The organism is Pseudoalteromonas sp. ASV78, from assembly GCF_047806705.1.
GTDB lineage: Bacteria > Pseudomonadota > Gammaproteobacteria > Enterobacterales > Alteromonadaceae > Pseudoalteromonas > Pseudoalteromonas prydzensis_A.
Genome location: NZ_JBLOPA010000001.1, coordinates 2,462,381 through 2,478,009, shown reverse-complemented (window position 1 = coordinate 2,478,009; position 15,629 = coordinate 2,462,381). Strand labels below are relative to the sequence as shown.

Annotated in this window: 10 protein-coding genes; 4 read left to right on the top strand and 6 right to left on the bottom strand. The window is 42.6% G+C overall.

Annotated features, from left to right (window positions below; all coding sequences use genetic code 11):
- Position 1: 1 nt before the first annotated feature.
- Genes rng through tldD form a run of 4 tightly spaced genes read left to right on the top strand, consistent with a single transcriptional unit; the run spans position 2 to position 7,579 of the window.
- The gene (gene rng / locus ACMVDV_RS11265; RefSeq protein WP_304178957.1) at positions 2–1,474 is read left to right on the top strand and encodes a ribonuclease G; all 1,473 of its coding nucleotides are present in this window, start codon (positions 2–4) and stop codon (positions 1,472–1,474) included.
- Positions 1,474–5,319, top strand: a complete 3,846-nt coding sequence (locus ACMVDV_RS11260) for a YhdP family protein (protein ID WP_416158180.1) — start codon at positions 1,474–1,476, stop codon at positions 5,317–5,319. Before rng ends, ACMVDV_RS11260 begins: the two co-directional genes overlap by 1 nt.
- 14 nt (positions 5,320–5,333) lie before the next feature.
- Positions 5,334–6,143, top strand: coding sequence for a carbon-nitrogen hydrolase family protein (locus tag ACMVDV_RS11255; RefSeq protein ID WP_416158179.1), 810 nt, complete (start codon positions 5,334–5,336; stop codon positions 6,141–6,143).
- Entirely contained in the window at positions 6,140–7,579 is a 1,440-nt protein-coding gene (tldD, locus tag ACMVDV_RS11250; protein ID WP_416158178.1) for a metalloprotease TldD, read from the top strand. The genes ACMVDV_RS11255 and tldD overlap by 4 nt, the downstream gene beginning before the upstream one ends.
- 138 nt (positions 7,580–7,717) lie before the next feature.
- On the opposite strand, the gene ACMVDV_RS11245 is transcribed toward tldD, so the two are convergent.
- The 6 genes from ACMVDV_RS11245 to ACMVDV_RS11220 form a co-directional block, all read right to left on the bottom strand.
- Entirely contained in the window at positions 7,718–8,449 is a 732-nt protein-coding gene (locus tag ACMVDV_RS11245; protein WP_416158177.1) for a MauE/DoxX family redox-associated membrane protein, read from the bottom strand.
- A gap of 191 nt (positions 8,450–8,640) precedes the next feature.
- Positions 8,641–9,540, bottom strand: a complete 900-nt coding sequence (locus tag ACMVDV_RS11240) for an NAD(P)-dependent oxidoreductase (protein WP_416158176.1) — start codon at positions 9,538–9,540, stop codon at positions 8,641–8,643.
- A 71-nt stretch (positions 9,541–9,611) separates the two neighbouring features.
- Complete coding sequence (locus tag ACMVDV_RS11235) at positions 9,612–10,154, bottom strand: Crp/Fnr family transcriptional regulator (protein WP_416158175.1); 543 nt, start codon at positions 10,152–10,154, stop codon at positions 9,612–9,614.
- A gap of 31 nt (positions 10,155–10,185) precedes the next feature.
- On the bottom strand, positions 10,186–11,172 hold the full coding sequence (locus ACMVDV_RS11230; protein WP_416158174.1) for an aspartyl/asparaginyl beta-hydroxylase domain-containing protein: 987 nt from the start codon (positions 11,170–11,172) through the stop codon (positions 10,186–10,188).
- A 104-nt stretch (positions 11,173–11,276) separates the two neighbouring features.
- Positions 11,277–14,360, bottom strand: coding sequence for an efflux RND transporter permease subunit (locus ACMVDV_RS11225; protein WP_416158173.1), 3,084 nt, complete (start codon positions 14,358–14,360; stop codon positions 11,277–11,279).
- Positions 14,357–15,484, bottom strand: a complete 1,128-nt coding sequence (locus ACMVDV_RS11220; RefSeq protein ID WP_416158172.1) for an efflux RND transporter periplasmic adaptor subunit — start codon at positions 15,482–15,484, stop codon at positions 14,357–14,359. Before ACMVDV_RS11220 ends, ACMVDV_RS11225 begins: the two co-directional genes overlap by 4 nt.
- Between the last annotated feature and the right edge of the window lie 145 nt (positions 15,485–15,629).

Here is a 15,629-nt window from a genome sequence, read left to right as displayed (position 1 = left end):
CATGAGTATAGAATTACTGATCAACGTCACCCCAAGTGAAAGCCGTGTTGCCCTGATTGAAAACGGTGTATTGCAAGAAATTCAACTAGAACGCATTGGTAACCTCGGTATTGTTGGTAATATTTACTTAGGTAAAATAAGCCGCGTGTTGCCGGGTATGCAAGCCGCGTTTGTGGATATAGGTTTAGATAAAGCCGCTTTTTTACATGCCTCGGATATTGTTAACAGCGCTTCTATTGTTGAAGGGGTTGATGAGCAGCCAATCAAAAAAGTACAAGACATTCGCGAACTCGTTCGCCAAGGCCAGTACATTATGGTGCAAGTGGTTAAAGACCCATTAGGTACTAAGGGCGCACGTTTAACCACAGATATTACCATTCCTTCGCGCTATTTAGTGTTTATGCCCGATGCCACCCATGTTGGTGTGAGCCAGCGTATTGAAACCGAAGAAGAACGTGCTCGCTTAAAAAGCATTGTTGGTGAATATGGCGACGAAGACGGCAGCTTTATCGTTCGTACTGCCGCAGAAGGCGCCAGTGAGGCCGAACTACGTCACGATGCTGAGTTTTTAAAAAAGCTCTGGAAAAAAATCGTCACTAAACGCAAAAAAACCAGCAAAGAAAGCATTCTGCATGAAGATTTAACGCTGGCGTTTCGAACCTTACGTGATTACGTTGGTGAAGATATGGAACGTATTCGGGTTGATTCAAAGCTTACCTATGAAGAGCTGAAAAGCTTTACCGCAGAGTTTGTGCCTATTCTTTCCGAGGCGTTAGAATACTACCCAGGTGAGCGTCCTATTTTTGATTTGTTTGATGTTGAAAACGAAATCCAAAAAGCGCTGCACCGCAAAGTGACCTTAAAATCAGGTGGCTATTTGATTATCGATCAAACCGAGGCGATGACCACGGTTGATGTAAATACGGGGGCATTTGTAGGCCATCGTAATCTCGAAGAAACCATTTTTAATACCAATGTTGAAGCGACCTCGGCGATTGCCCGTCAACTTAGGTTACGTAATTTAGGCGGTATTATCATAATCGACTTTATTGATATGGTAAGCGAAGAACATAAGCGCCGGGTATTACATTCATTGGAATCGGCATTAGCTAAAGACCGCGTTAAATCAAATATTAATGGTTTATCAGCACTGGGTTTAGTGGAAATGACCCGTAAACGTACTCGTGAAAGTCTAGAGCATATTTTGTGTGATGTGTGTCCGGCTTGCTCTGGGCGTGGCTCGCAAAAAACAGTGGAAACGGTATGTTACGAAATACTGCGCGAAATTGTCCGCGTAAACCGCGCTTACGCTGCAGATAAGTTTATGGTTTACGCTGCCCCTGCGGTCAGTGAGGCTTTACTAAATGACGAATATCATAACCTTGCAGAGCTTGAGCTCTTTATTGGCAAGCAAGTAAGTATCCAAACCGAAAGTCTCTACAGCCAAGAGCAGTTTGACGTGGTTATGATGTAATGAAAGCCAAGACGGTCTGTTTTTTTTGTATCCGTAAGTTATGGCAAGTGTGTGCCATAACCCTGGTATTGCTGGCCGTTGTTGTTTCTGTTCTTAAATATACGCTACCTTACGCCAATGATTACAAAGGTGATCTTGAAGGTTACCTGTTCGATAAGTTCGCTGTTAATTTATCAATTGGTGCTATTTCTGCTAGTTGGCATGGTAAAGGCCCTGCCATTGTATTGGAAGAGATAAGCTTTGAAGATAATAAAACCTCACCTATTGCACTTACGATTGCCAAAGCCAGCCTCGAATTAAATATTTGGGAAACCATTAAAACGTGGCAATTAAAATCAAGTTATTTTGTGATCAACGGCTTTCATGCCAATGTTGATATGCCGAGCATGTTGGATTCACAAAGCGGTGACGTATCGTTTGAGCAAAAAGAGCTGATCGAAGGATTGTTTCTTGGTGAAACAGGGCATTTTGCGGTTGAAAATAGCAGCCTTAATTTTATGTTGGGTGATGGTAAAGAGCGCCGTTTAATTCTTGAAAATATTGTTTGGCAAAACCAACCAGGGCAACACCTAGGCAGTGGCTCGCTCGCTTTACCGGGTATTTCAGTGGGCAGTTTCGATGCGCGCTTGGCGTTAACAGGTTCAACACTTGAGACCATGCTGGGTGATATTTATGTGCAAGCTAGTAATGTTGATGTCTCGAAATGGTTAGCGCAATACATAAATACCGATAAAGAGCAGTTTAATTCAGATATCAATTTAGAATCATGGTTAAGCATTGAAAATGGCTTGATCAAAGATGTCACGGTTAAATGGTTGCCGAGTTTTATTCATTGGCAGCAAGATACCGAAAGTCACCAATTTAGTTTAAGTGAAGGGGGCTTTGAGCTTTACCCTTGGCAACAAGGTTGGCGCTTAAAAAGTTCGGGGCTGGCGATCGCAAATGATCAACAACAGTGGCCTGATTTTCAATTTGAAGCACAGTTAGATCACAACCAGCAGCAGTTTTGGTTACAGCAGCTGGACTTTGAGTTAGTGACAAAGTTGGCGCAACTCAGTGATTTTTCAGCATTAGAGCCGCTATTAACTCGACAGCCCAGTGGCCAAGTTAAGCGTGCATATTTGCAATTTAGCTCAGCGCAGCAATGGCAGTTATGGTTTGAAGCACAGCAGTTAGGTTGGCTTGCTGAGCAAGGTGTGCCGGCAGTACAAGGGTTATTGGTCGATGGACTGCTTAACCAAGACCGTGGCCGTATCAACCTGTTTGGTGAAAATAGTGAACTACTGACAGGTGACACCTTTAGTCATCCTATTAAATATAATCAGCTTAATATGCAAATTGATTTAGCCAATAGCGAACAAGGTTGGCAGCTCAGCAGTGATAATATTTGGCTTGATAATGAAGAAGTCACCGTTGCAGCTGAAATGAAACTAACCTTAGGCGAACAGCCGCGGCTAGATTTATACGCAGAAGCATTTGCAGCCGATGCCAGTATTGCCAGCCATTACTTTCCACGCCCAGTGATGACGGAAAACTTAGTTGATTACTTAACTGGAGCAATTAAAGGTGGCGAACTCAGCCAGGCACAAGTGTTGTTTTCAGGGCCATTAACGGGTTTTCCGTTTGCTGATAACTCAGGGCAATTTGAAGTGTTAGCGCAGGTCGATAACGCGCACTACCAGTTTGCCCCAGATTGGCCGGCAGTGACCAATGCTAGCGCCAAATTACATTTTGAAAATCAGCGTATGGACATTTATTCTCAGCAGGGGCAATTAGTTAATTTAGCCGTTGCTGATGCCGTGCATGTCAGTATTGCAGATCTAATGAACGCAGATCTACTCAGTGTAAAAATTAATAAACGTGCTGATGCGCAAAAGTTACTACCGTTTTTTCAAGCAACACCGATTGCAGAACCACTAGCAAATGTATTTGCGGTGATCCAAGGTAAAGGCACTGCCAGCGCTGATATTGAGCTACTTGTTGATTTAAACGAGTTAGATGTAACAGCTAAAGGCACCGTTAATTTAAAAAACCTGCCAGTGTATTTAGCGCAGCCAGGGCTACAGCTTGAGGGCGTAACTGGCAAGCTACATTTTAATGATGATCAGATCACCTTAAAAAATGCGCAAGCCAGCTGGTTAGGAATGCCGCTGAAAGTTAATTTTAATGGTAAAAACATTGACCAAAATTACCGTGCTGACATTGATATAAAAGCACAGTTAAATGCTGATAGCTTAATTTCGCATGGCCAAGGTTTATTAAAAGGTTACTTACATGGTGAAAGTGAAGTTGCCATCAATGTTGCGCTCAACTTTTTAACCGATGGCTTTAACTATCGCGCCAATGTGAGTTCACAACTTGAGGGGCTCAGCAGTGAATTACCGGCACCCTATAGTAAAAGCGTCGATCAGCTCTGGCCGTTAACGGCTGTTGTTCAAGGTGATGAAATTTCTAATTTGATTACTGTGAATATCAATAACAACGCATATTTTAATGGCATTTTAGCGAACAGCAGCGGCGCTTTAAGCAATGCGCATATCATCTTAGGTAAGCAAGATTTAGGGCTAAACCAGCAAGACTTAAGTGTTGCTATTAATTTACAACAAACAGATTTATTACCTTGGCTTGATTTGATCCAGCAGATCATCACGATTAGCCAAGCAGAGTCAGACCAACCTGGTGTGTTGCCACCATTAAAAGAAATTGTCGGTCAAGTACAGCAATTAACCATAGCCGATATTGCCTTTAATGATTTTGAAATGCGTTTAGCGCCTATTGGCAGTGATTTGAGCCTGCGTCTTAATGCTAAAGAGCTGCGTTCACAAGTCCTTATACCACTTGATAAATCAAGTCGGCCAATTCATATCGCCAGTGATTATTTACGTGTTAATTTTATGCCAACTACGGGTGAACCGTTGCCAGCAGACACGCCTCAAGATTACACTTGGTTAAGTGACTTACCGGCCATTGAGTTTGAATGTGTTGATTGTAAAGTGGCAAGTTATCAACTCGATAAAGTCAGTGCATCACTCTATGGTGATGGTCATAAACTCACAGTGTCAGAGCTTGTGGTTGATAAAGGTGAGCATATTTTACGCGCCAAAGGTCAGTGGCAAGATAGCATCAGCCAGTTTAGCGGTAATATGCAAAGTGATGATATCGGCGAACTATTTGATGAATTTGATATTACCACTACAGTTAAAGATTCAACTGCTGACATTAAATTTAACCTCGCGTGGCAAGATGCGCCTTACTTATTTGATGTAGCCAGTTTGTCGGGTGATTTAGATTGGCGCTTAGGCGAAGGACACTTAGCTGAGGTAAGCGATGGTGGTGCGCGGGTATTTTCGTTACTTAGCCTTGATTCATTAGTGCGCAAGTTAAAGCTCGACTTTAGAGATGTGTTTTCAAAGGGATTTTTCTATAACAGCCTACAAGGTACTATGCAGTTAGAGCAAGGCATTGCCTATACCCAAGATACGAAAATGGATGGCGTCCCTGCAGATTTAACTATTAAAGGCCACACCAATCTCAATACCATGGAAATAGATTATGATTTAGCGGTTGCGCCACAAGTGACATCGAGTATTCCGGTGATCGTAGCGTGGATGGTTAATCCGGTAACTGGGCTGGCTGCATTGGCGATAGATAAAGTGATTCACTCAGCGCGGGTTATTTCAGAAATTAATTTTAAAGTAACTGGCAGTATGAATGACCCAGTGGTGAAAGAAATCGATCGTAAGAGCCGTGAAGTGACACTGCCACAAGCGGCACAAAATCAACCTCAAGCGTCTAGATCAAATGAGCTAACACTCAAAGATGCCGCCGTTACAGCCACGCAATAAGGAGCAAGCAAGCTATGATAGTCGCACTACAAATGTGCTCCGGACTGTGTGCTGATGCTAACATTGAGCAACTTAACCTGCAGTTACAACAACTCCCTGCAACTCGGCCATTACTGGTGTGTTTACCTGAGAGTTTTTTAGTCTTTAGTAAAAGTGGCCAACAAACACTCGCGATTGCTAAGCAAAGTGACGTTTATATACAGCAATTAAGTGACTTATGTCGTCAGTATGATATTTGGCTTGCGGCAGGCACTGTGCCGATTGCCACTGCACATGACAAATACTTTGCTGCCTCTTTGCTTGTTAATAACCAAGGCGATGTGGTTGCCCAATACAACAAGATGCATTTATTTGATGTAGATGTGGCGGACGGTACAGGGGCATATCGCGAGTCTAACTTTACCCAAGCGGGCAATGATATCGTGGTAGTGGATTCGCCGTTTGGTAAAATAGGCTTAACAGTATGTTATGATCTGCGCTTTAGTGGCTTATTTAGTGCCTTGCAACGTGCTGGGGCTGAAATTATCTTAGTGCCTAGCGCTTTTACCACCGTAACCGGCGCCGCTCATTGGCAGCCGTTACTAACAGCGCGGGCAATAGAAACACAAAGTTATGTGATTGCCGCTGCGCAAGTAGGGCAACACGAAAATGGCCGCGCAACATATGGCCACAGTATTATTATTTCTCCTTGGGGCGATGTCCTCAGTGAGCTTGCAAATGGCATAGGGTTTATTGGCTGTCAGCCAGATTTAAACCGCTTGCACGCCATTCGTCGAGATATGCCAGTGCAATCTCACCAACGATTTAGAGAGCATTTATTATGAATTCGGTTGAACAGCATTTATTACACGACAGTCAGCTAAATCGAGAAGAACTCGAAAAAACGCTTGGTTTTATTCATCAGCATAACGTTGATTACGCAGATCTGTATTTTCAATCAAGCCACCATGAATCCTGGGTGCTTGAAGACGGTTTAGTGAAAGAAGGCTCATACAACGTTGAACGTGGCGTAGGTGTACGTGCCGTGAGCGGTGAAAAAACCGGTTTTTCGTACTCTGATGCGATTAACCTCGAAGCCCTAAATAAAGCCGCCACCGCCGCGCGTAGTATTGCCGAAGCAGGCGAAAGCAAAGCTATTCAGGTATTTAGTGATGTGGCAGCAAAGCAGCAGTTTGCACCGCTACAACCAATTCAAAGTATGACAGATACCGACAAAGTAAATTTGTTACGTGAGCTTGAAAACTATATTCGCGAACTTGCACCCGATGCAGAGCAAGTGATCAGCTCTATGTCAGCAGTCTATGAAGAAGTATTAATTGCCGCCAGTGATGGCACCTTCGCTACCGATATTCGCCCATTGATCCGTTTAAACTGCTCTGTGTTATTAGAGAAAAACGGCCGTCGTGAACGCGGTGGTGCAGGCGGCGGTGCGCGTTTAGATTATGGTTATTTTAAAGAGTTAGTTGATGGTAAGCCGCGTTGGATGGAATACGCCGAAGAAGCGGTACGCCAAGCTAAAGTAAATTTAGAAGCCATTGATGCTCCAGCGGGCACTATGGAAGTGGTATTGGGTAATGGTTGGCCAGGGGTATTGCTGCATGAAGCGGTAGGCCATGGTTTAGAAGGTGACTTTAACCGTAAAGGTGCCTCTGCGTTCAGCGGTAAAGTAGGGCAAAAGGTGGCTTCTGAGCTGTGTACTGTGGTTGATGATGGCACTATTGCTGACCGTCGTGGTTCACTTAACGTAGATGATGAAGGCACGCCTGCAGCTTACAACGTACTTATCGAAAACGGTATTTTAAAAGGCTATATGCAAGATAAAATGAACGCGCGTTTGATGGGGGTTAACCCAACCGGTAACGCGCGCCGCGAATCGTACGCGCACTTACCTATGCCACGGATGACCAACACCTATATGTTAGGCGGCGAGCACAGCCAAGCAGATATTATCAGCACGGTTAAAAAAGGCATTTTCGCGCCTAATTTTGGTGGCGGCCAAGTAGATATCACCTCAGGTAAATTTGTATTTAGTGCCTCTGAAGCCTACTTAATTGAAAATGGTAAAATCACCCAACCAATCAAGGGCGCCACCTTAATTGGTAATGGCCCTGAAGTAATGCAGCAAATTTCGATGGTGGGTAACGACCTTGCACTGGATAAAGGTGTGGGCGTATGCGGTAAAGACGGTCAAAGTGTACCAGTAGGCGTGGGCCAACCAAGCTTGAAGATAGACAACCTCACTGTAGGTGGTACGGCTTAATAGAGCTCTGCGTTAACGTAGAGGCTCGGGAAACGAGGTTCGAGCAACGAACCTCGGGGCCTATTTTCGGCGCTAAAGCGCTCTCCTACCATAAATTAAGCAGCGCATATATTCTCTACCAAGAAAGTGAGCAGCAATCTATCGCAGTAACATCCAACAGCCAGCGCCAATCATAAACAAATTCTCAGTCAATGAAATAAAGCCCAATGGCACATTACTGTCCCCCCCTACGCAGGCACACTTGAGTTCACGTTTATCGATATATACCGCTTTAAACACCGAAATAGCGCCTATCGTGCCGATAAATAGCGAGATTGGCGCAACAATATAAGCCGTTAAGTTTGCTATCATACCCACAGCCACAAACGCCTCTAAAAATGGATAAACATAGGCATAGGGCACTACTTTCATCGCCAATAGATCGTAAGTAATAAACGAGTTTGAAAAACTGTATAAATCTTGCAGTTTTTGAATTGCTAACACTGCCATCGAGAGTGCAACAAACAGCATTAAATTTTGCATCGAAAATAAACCGCTGTTGTTGGCATAACTAAACCCACAGCTTAGTAGTATAGTTACAGCAACAATAGCCAGCACTGGTGTGTAGCTCGTACCATGTTGACCTGCTTTGGGCAGCTCAAAATAGCCACGCAAATCATCGTAACCGCCAATACGTTGCTCATCAATAAAGGTTTGTGGCGTGGTGGTAACATCATGCTTGGCTTTAAATGCATCGGTTTCTTGGCGTGAACTAAGGTGGCGATCATCCACAGTAAAGCCGTTTCGCTGTAATAGATCTTTTGACTTTAAACCAAACGGGCAAATATGCTCATCGGTTACCATGCGATATAAAATTGCTGACTTAGCCACACTACCTCCTGACACTTTATGAGTAAATATTAGCCGAGCCGAGTAATTGTTACCTGAATAAACCAAATTTACTCACTTAAAGCTCGCTTTGAAAGGTTAGCTACAAGCTTTATGCCAGCTCTAAAAAGGCGTTAGATAAACGCTTTATGAGTTGGCATAAAGTCTATTGATGAGTGTGTATGTTGGGGCTGCTAAGTGTCTAAACCAGCTGCTCTTCTGGTCATAAGAGTGAGTGCGCTCCAATCTTTTCTACCGAGGCCATTGGCATTAGCAGCGATTAAATGATCTTTTGCGGTCGCAATGGCACCTGCTTTTACCCCAACCGATGAAAATGCAGATTCAAAAATAAGGGCATCTTTTAATCCAGCAGTTAAATCAAAGCCCGCATTGTCGAAATCTTGCATGGCAATTTTTGCTGCGTAATCAGTTATGGCGGGGTTTCCGGCAAAGAATAAATCGGCAATCATTAATACTCGGTCTTGTTCTAAGCCCATTTTTTCAGCAAAGCTAAATATTTCACCTAACATAGCAAGTTGTGTCATTGCCATGTAGTTAGTACATATTTTTAATGCGCTTGCATGGCTTGGGGCATTACCGGTGATAACTTGTTTAACAGTGTAAGATGCGACCACTGATGTAATAATATCAATGGCGTTTAAATCGCCCGCTAAAAAACTAATTAATTTACCTGCGGCAGCAGCATCGGGTCTACCTACAACAGGAGCGGCAATATAATGGCAATTAAGCTGTTGATGCATGGCTTGTAATTGCTCTGAGGTTGCTGGTTGGATTGTGGTGAGTCCTACATGGACCTTATTATCAGTTAAGTTGGCTAATATTCCTGTATCGCCAGTGCACATATCGAGCACTGATTGATCATCCATTAAGCTAGTAAAAATAATATCTGAGTTAGCAACGAGTTCTTGGATACTCCTCACTGCATTCGCACCATTGTTAGCAAATACGCGCGTTTTTTCATGACTGCGATTGTAAACTGTGAGCTCATAGCCTGCCTTTTGAATGTTTGCGCAAATGCCAGAGCCCATTTTTCCTAGCCCGATAAAGCCAATTCTTAAATTTTCTTGTTTCATGATAAACCTTTAATGTCGGTATGTTTGATTGAAAATTTACATTGGTTAAAAGTTCAGCGCATTAACATAAGTTAAGAAGCAATATTTTTTTTTGCTCTAATTCGGCTTAATGAAACGGGGGTAATTCCTAAAAATGTTGCAATATAATGATGGGGAACACGCGTGAATATTTCTGGCTGTTGCTGTAACAGCTCTTCATAACGACGTTGTGGGCTATTTTTTATTCGTGAAATAAACAGTTGTTGATAGTGGTAAAGTCGTTTGGTGATATGTAGATTAATTTTTTCATTTAAAATCGGATTTTTTTCAAGTGCTAAATATAACGCTTTTTTACTGATCAGTTGTAAGGTTACTGGAGTGATGGTTTCAATGTTATAGAGGCTAGGTAAATTGTTTTTTAGGCTTTCAAAAGAGCTGACCACATCACCTTCAAAAAAGAACTGAAAGCTAATATCGTTACCATCGTCATTAAACCAAGATCTAAGCGCGCCGTCTTTAATAATAAACACTTTGTCACTTTGCTCGCCTTCACGTAATAAAATGGTTTTTCTTTTATAGTGAGTGAGTTTGGTAACGATGGATAATTGCTCAATATAAAGCCGTAAATCTTCCATAAACTTTCCTTAAAATAGCAACTCGTTGTCGTTACCGTTGCGATGAACTAAAAAGCATACTAACGAGTGTAATTAAGCCATACAACAATGCCAACAGTAAGAGCAATAAACTGCTATTGATAGCCCACTTTAGAATTTTATATATGTTTCTATGTTCAGCGCGTAATTTAACGGTTATTGTTTTCAGTGGTGCTAAAGCAGCAAACAAAGCGCTAAAAATACCACGTTCGTCTTCTGTGGTATTTGGTACAACCGTTCCTTTGATCAGCACTCGGTAAAAAACGTTACAGCAACGGCCTAAGATATTAAGAGGGCGATCTACATCGCACATTAATATTAATCTTGGTTTAGAAGTATTATTTTGTACAAAATGTGGATAAGTTTCGTCGAATACAAAATCTTTGCCGTCATGCCAGTGGCATTGTTGAGTGTCTACATCAATAAAACAATGAGTTGAATTGGGTGTCGCAAGCCCCAAGTGATACCTAAATGAGCTGGCCATTGGATCGGCATGAATGGTTAAATTAGAGTGTTCAGGTAACACTGAGAACATCGCACCTCTTACTTCAGGAACTTGTTTTAATAGTGCCATTGTTTGTGGGCACAATCTGAGTGCTGAATGATGATTTGTGCCATACCAGCTTAAGTAAAACTTGCTCCAACCGCGTTTATAAAATGTGCGAAACCCTACATCATAATAACCTACTGCTCCAGGCGTTTTAATTGCGTCTAAAACACCAGATTGATGCAGGTTTAGTGCTTCGTCACGGATGATTTGCCAGTTATCTCTGAGTACGGCAATATTTTTTAAGTAGTCAGCACTCAGTACAGGTTGGCGAGCAAAAGAGCGGGTTGTCATATATAAAATACAATTTAATGGCGCGAAAATAGGCCAGCTTTTACGTAAGTATTGTGACAGTGAGGTATAGCGCGTTTTTCCGCGTAATTTATATACGTATACTATTGAAATAAAGCTATAAATTGAGATCGCAATGAGAATTAAATAACTCGTATTCATTGTAATAAGTTCCTTATTTACTTAAAAGCAGAGCAGCAATAGCTGTTTGCAAAGCATAATTCTCAGTGTTTAGGGTATGATTCTGAGAATTATTCAGGGCAGATCTATTGGTTAATTGTTTGTTTGCGTTGCAAGAGTGACTGGCAATAACTAACAAAGTCATCCACATAGCTATAAACAACGGGGATCACAATTAAGCTGAGTATGGTTGAGGTTATTAAACCGCCGATCACAACAATTGCCATGGGGGAGCGAAAGCTTGGATCGCCGCCCCATCCTAGAGCGATAGGCATCATGCCGGCTCCCATTGCAATGGTCGTCATAATTATTGGGCGAACACGTTTTCTGCATGCATCTAGGATCGCGTCCCAACGATTTAGCGGGTACTCATTACGAGCGATAATGATGTAGTCAATCAACAGAATAGAGTTTTTAGTCGCAATCCCCATGAGCATGATTAAACCAATCATGGCAGGCAGTGATAATGTTGATTGGGTGATAAAGAGTGCTAAAAATGCGCCAGGTACAGATAAAATGAGTGCCGTTAAAATGGTTACTGGTTGTACAAAATCTTTGAGTAACAGCACTAACACCATATAAATACACAACACGCCGGTGAGCATAGCAATGGCGAAACCAGTTACTAATTCAGCCATCATTTCAGCGTCACCTAACGCAGCCTGTGAAATGTTTGCGGGCATATTGTTGATGCTAGACAGTGCTAATACTGCTGCTTCAACATCACCTAAAGGGCGGCCATTTAGCTCAATAGCAAAATTAATATTACGCATTCGGTCAAAGCGAGTAATTTCAGAGGGGCCACTGCTAAGGCTGAGCGTTGCTACATTTTCGAGTTGAACGGTTGAGTGTGCCGCTGGAATGGGTAAGCGCTTAAGTAGCTCAATATCTTGTAGCGACTGCTCATTAAGGCGCACAACAATAGCAATTTGTCGTTCACCTAGATTTAGCTTTGCCAGTTCTTGATCATAATCGCCAACAGTCGCAATTCTTAGTGTATCGGCAATAGTGGCAGAGGTTACACCTAACTCGGCTGCTTTAGAAAAGTTGGGTCTGATAACCAACTCTGGGCGCATTAAGCTGGCGCTTGAGGTAATCGCACCGAGTCCTGGAATTGTTCGCAGCTCACGTTCGACTTGTCGCGCGTACTTGTATAGTAGTTCGCTATCATCACTTGCTAATACTAACGAATAACTCTCACTAGAATTACCCATACCAACATTTACTCGAGCACCAGGCAGAGCCTGTAAACTGTGACGAAGTTGTTGCTCTATTTGTTGTTTGTGAATACCTGGGCGCTGATCGCGATGAGTCAGCGATAATGTTAACACTGCGGTTCTTACACTGCTTACCGAAGCAATACCAGCGTCACCAGAATCACCTGAACTACCACTGCCAATGGCGGTATAAACCTGTTTTACATAATGGTTGCTTGTTAGTATTTGACGCGCTTGTTCGGCAATTGCCATGGTGTCGGTTAACTTGCTGCCAGGCTGTAATGAAATGGTCACTTGGGTTTGCTGATCGTCATCGGCTGGCATAAATGCACCAGGTAACGACATGGCCAATAAAATTCCGCTGCTAAAAAACAGCAAAGTGAATAGAATAGCTTTGACTCTATGCTTTAAACAGGTTTCAACCATGGTTAAATAAAACGTTAACCAACTCGGTTCGGCTTTAGCTTTTTTGTTAGGACTATGAAGTAAATAAGCCGCCATCATAGGAGTAAGCATTCTGGCGACGATTAATGAAAATAAAACGGCAATTGCCGCCGTCCAACCAAACTGCACAAAAAACTTACCTATTACGCCATCCATAAAGGCGGTAGGTAAAAACACAGCAATCAGTGTAAAGGTGGTTGCAATAACGGCCAGACCAATTTCGTCAGCGGCTTCCATTGCTGCTTGAAAAGGGGTTTTTCCCATTAATAAATGACGTTCAATATTTTCTATTTCGACAATTGCGTCATCAACCAGCACACCAATAACCAGCGACAAAGAAAGTAACGTCACCATATTTAATGAAAAGCCCATTAAATGAATCACAGCAAAAGTAGGAATAATTGATAAAGGCAGCGCGACTGCAGAAATAACAGTTGCACGCCAATCGCGTAAGAAAAAGAACACCACAATAATAGCCAGTAGTGCGCCTTCGTATAAAAGCCCCATCGAACCGTCGTAGTTTTCTACAACAGGATCGACAAGGTTAAAGGTTTCGGTTATTGTTAAATCGCTATGAATGTCCTTAATACTTTGCAAGGCATTGCGTACACCTTTGGCAACTTCGATTTCACCAAAACCAATGGCACGTGTTATTTCAAAACCAACCACCGGTTGACCATTCAAAAACGCCGCGGAGCGCTGCTCTGCCGTTGCATCGGTGATGGTGGCAAGTTGATTTAAGCGAATGTAACGACCATCGCTTAAAGGGATATTCATCGCGGCAATTTGTGCAGCGGATTGCACGGTTGCAATTGTACGAACCGATTGCTCTACTTTACCTAATTCAACACGACCACCAGATGCTTCTTGTTGTATTTGCCTTAACTGTCGCGATATATCAGCGGCAGTAATGTTTAAGGCTAATAATTGTCTAGGATCTAAATCAATGCGGATCTGCCTTTCAACTCCACCAACTCTGGCAACGGCTCCTACACCACGTACCGATAACAGTTTTTTAGTGATCTGATTATCAACAAACCAAGATAAAGATTCATTATCCATTTTTGGTGATGCTAATGTGTAAGTTAAGATGGGGCTGCCCGATAACTCAACCTTTTGAATCACGGGATCGCGCAACTCACTGGGTAGATCAGCACGAATACGTGACACCGCATCACGCACATCATCAAGTGCCTCTTGAATAGAGCGTTCGAGGCTAAATTCAACCACAATGTTTACTTCACCATTGGTTAAATTACTATAAATGTGCTTTATGCCTTGAATTGTTGAAAGTGAATCTTCAATTTTGCGCGCCACATCGTTTTCAAGTTGTGCAGGAGAGGCGCCAGGTAAAGACGCATTTACAGTGATTGTTGGTAATTCGATATCAGGGAAGTTTTGAATTTTCATCGCTCGAAAACCCATTAGGCCAGCCAACGTTAACATAATAAAAAGTAACACAGTTGGAGTGGGAGTACGGATTGCCCAAGCAGATACATTAATGCTCATACTGATCCCTCGTTATCATTTGAAGCGGGTTTAGGGATCACGCGAACTAAGTCACCATCAGCGATAAAACTGCCGCCGGTAATAACAACTTCATCTGCGTGGTTTAGTCCGCTAACTATTTCAACCTGCTCCTTACTACGTTTACCTAAATGAACTTTTGTGCGACGAACGCGAGAGTCTTGGTCAACGCGCATTACATAGCTAAAACCATCAATTAGCTGAACTGCACTTAGCGGTAAAGTGGCGACTTGGCTCTGGGAAATAGTGAAATGGCCTTGGACAAACATGCCAGCACGAAATGCACTGCTTTGATTAATATCAACGTACACTAAGCCATTTCGAGTTTGGGTATCGACTATCGGTGATATTTTGCGAATTTTACCTGCTAGCTCCTTTTGCTCAGTACTATAAAGTGTCGCGACTTGACCTGGTTTTAATTTTTCTAGATCGCTGGCAAAAACTTCAGCGCGCCACTCTATGCGACCTCCTCTAAGCAATCGAAATAGCTCATCGCCAACCCCTAAAACTGCGCCAACGGTTGCACTTCGCGAAGAAATAATACCATCGTCAGGTGCTACGACCTGTGCTTTGGAAATGTGTAATTTAATTAGCTCTTGGCTTGCGATTGCTGCATTTAAACGTGCTCTTGCTATTTTTTCAGCAGAAATATATTGCTGAATACTTTGCTTAGATAAGGCCTTTTCAGTATCTAAACTAATTGCTCGCAGCCTATCAGCTTCAGCCTCTTCTAACGCCGCTTGAGCTTCTTGGCTTACAGCTTTACTCTTAGCTAACTCGGCGTGTAGAGTATGAGCTGCAAAAGATGCAATCAGTTGACCTTTTTTTACTTCATCGCCTACATTAACATGCACTTTTTCGAGCTTTAGCCCGTTAACCTCAGTGCCAATAATAGCTTCTTGCCAAGCCATAATATTGCCGTTAGCAAACACTTTCTCTGCTAACGTTGTGAGCTGCATTGTGGTGGTTGATACCGAAAGAATAGGAGTTTCTTCGAACACAGGTTGTGGCTCTGTGCCATTTACTTGGTTAATAGTAATTGCGATAGCGGTCACTCCAATAATTAAGCCTATTGTTAAAGCCACTATCTTGCGAGATGTTCTCATTTATATATTCCTACAATTTAATGTTTGAGCACGACTGAGTAAGCACATAACCGTTTAGTTACTGGTGTTGCTATGTGCTGCTTGAGTGGCAATATTTAGCAGTTGCGCGCTATAAGGCTGAATATGACTTATTAATTTATGTTGT

Coding starts and splice junctions, on each gene's coding strand:
- ACMVDV_RS11235 (WP_416158175.1), bottom strand. CDS start 10,154: ATGGAAGATTTACGGCTTTATATTGAGCAATTATCCATCGTTACCAAA.
- ACMVDV_RS11230 (WP_416158174.1), bottom strand. CDS start 11,172: ATGAATACGAGTTATTTAATTCTCATTGCGATCTCAATTTATAGCTTT.
- ACMVDV_RS11225 (WP_416158173.1), bottom strand. CDS start 14,360: ATGAGCATTAATGTATCTGCTTGGGCAATCCGTACTCCCACTCCAACT.
- ACMVDV_RS11260 (WP_416158180.1), top strand. CDS start 1,474: ATGAAAGCCAAGACGGTCTGTTTTTTTTGTATCCGTAAGTTATGGCAA.
- ACMVDV_RS11240 (WP_416158176.1), bottom strand. CDS start 9,540: ATGAAACAAGAAAATTTAAGAATTGGCTTTATCGGGCTAGGAAAAATG.
- rng (WP_304178957.1), top strand. CDS start 2: ATGAGTATAGAATTACTGATCAACGTCACCCCAAGTGAAAGCCGTGTT.
- tldD (WP_416158178.1), top strand. CDS start 6,140: ATGAATTCGGTTGAACAGCATTTATTACACGACAGTCAGCTAAATCGA.
- ACMVDV_RS11255 (WP_416158179.1), top strand. CDS start 5,334: ATGATAGTCGCACTACAAATGTGCTCCGGACTGTGTGCTGATGCTAAC.
- ACMVDV_RS11220 (WP_416158172.1), bottom strand. CDS start 15,484: ATGAGAACATCTCGCAAGATAGTGGCTTTAACAATAGGCTTAATTATT.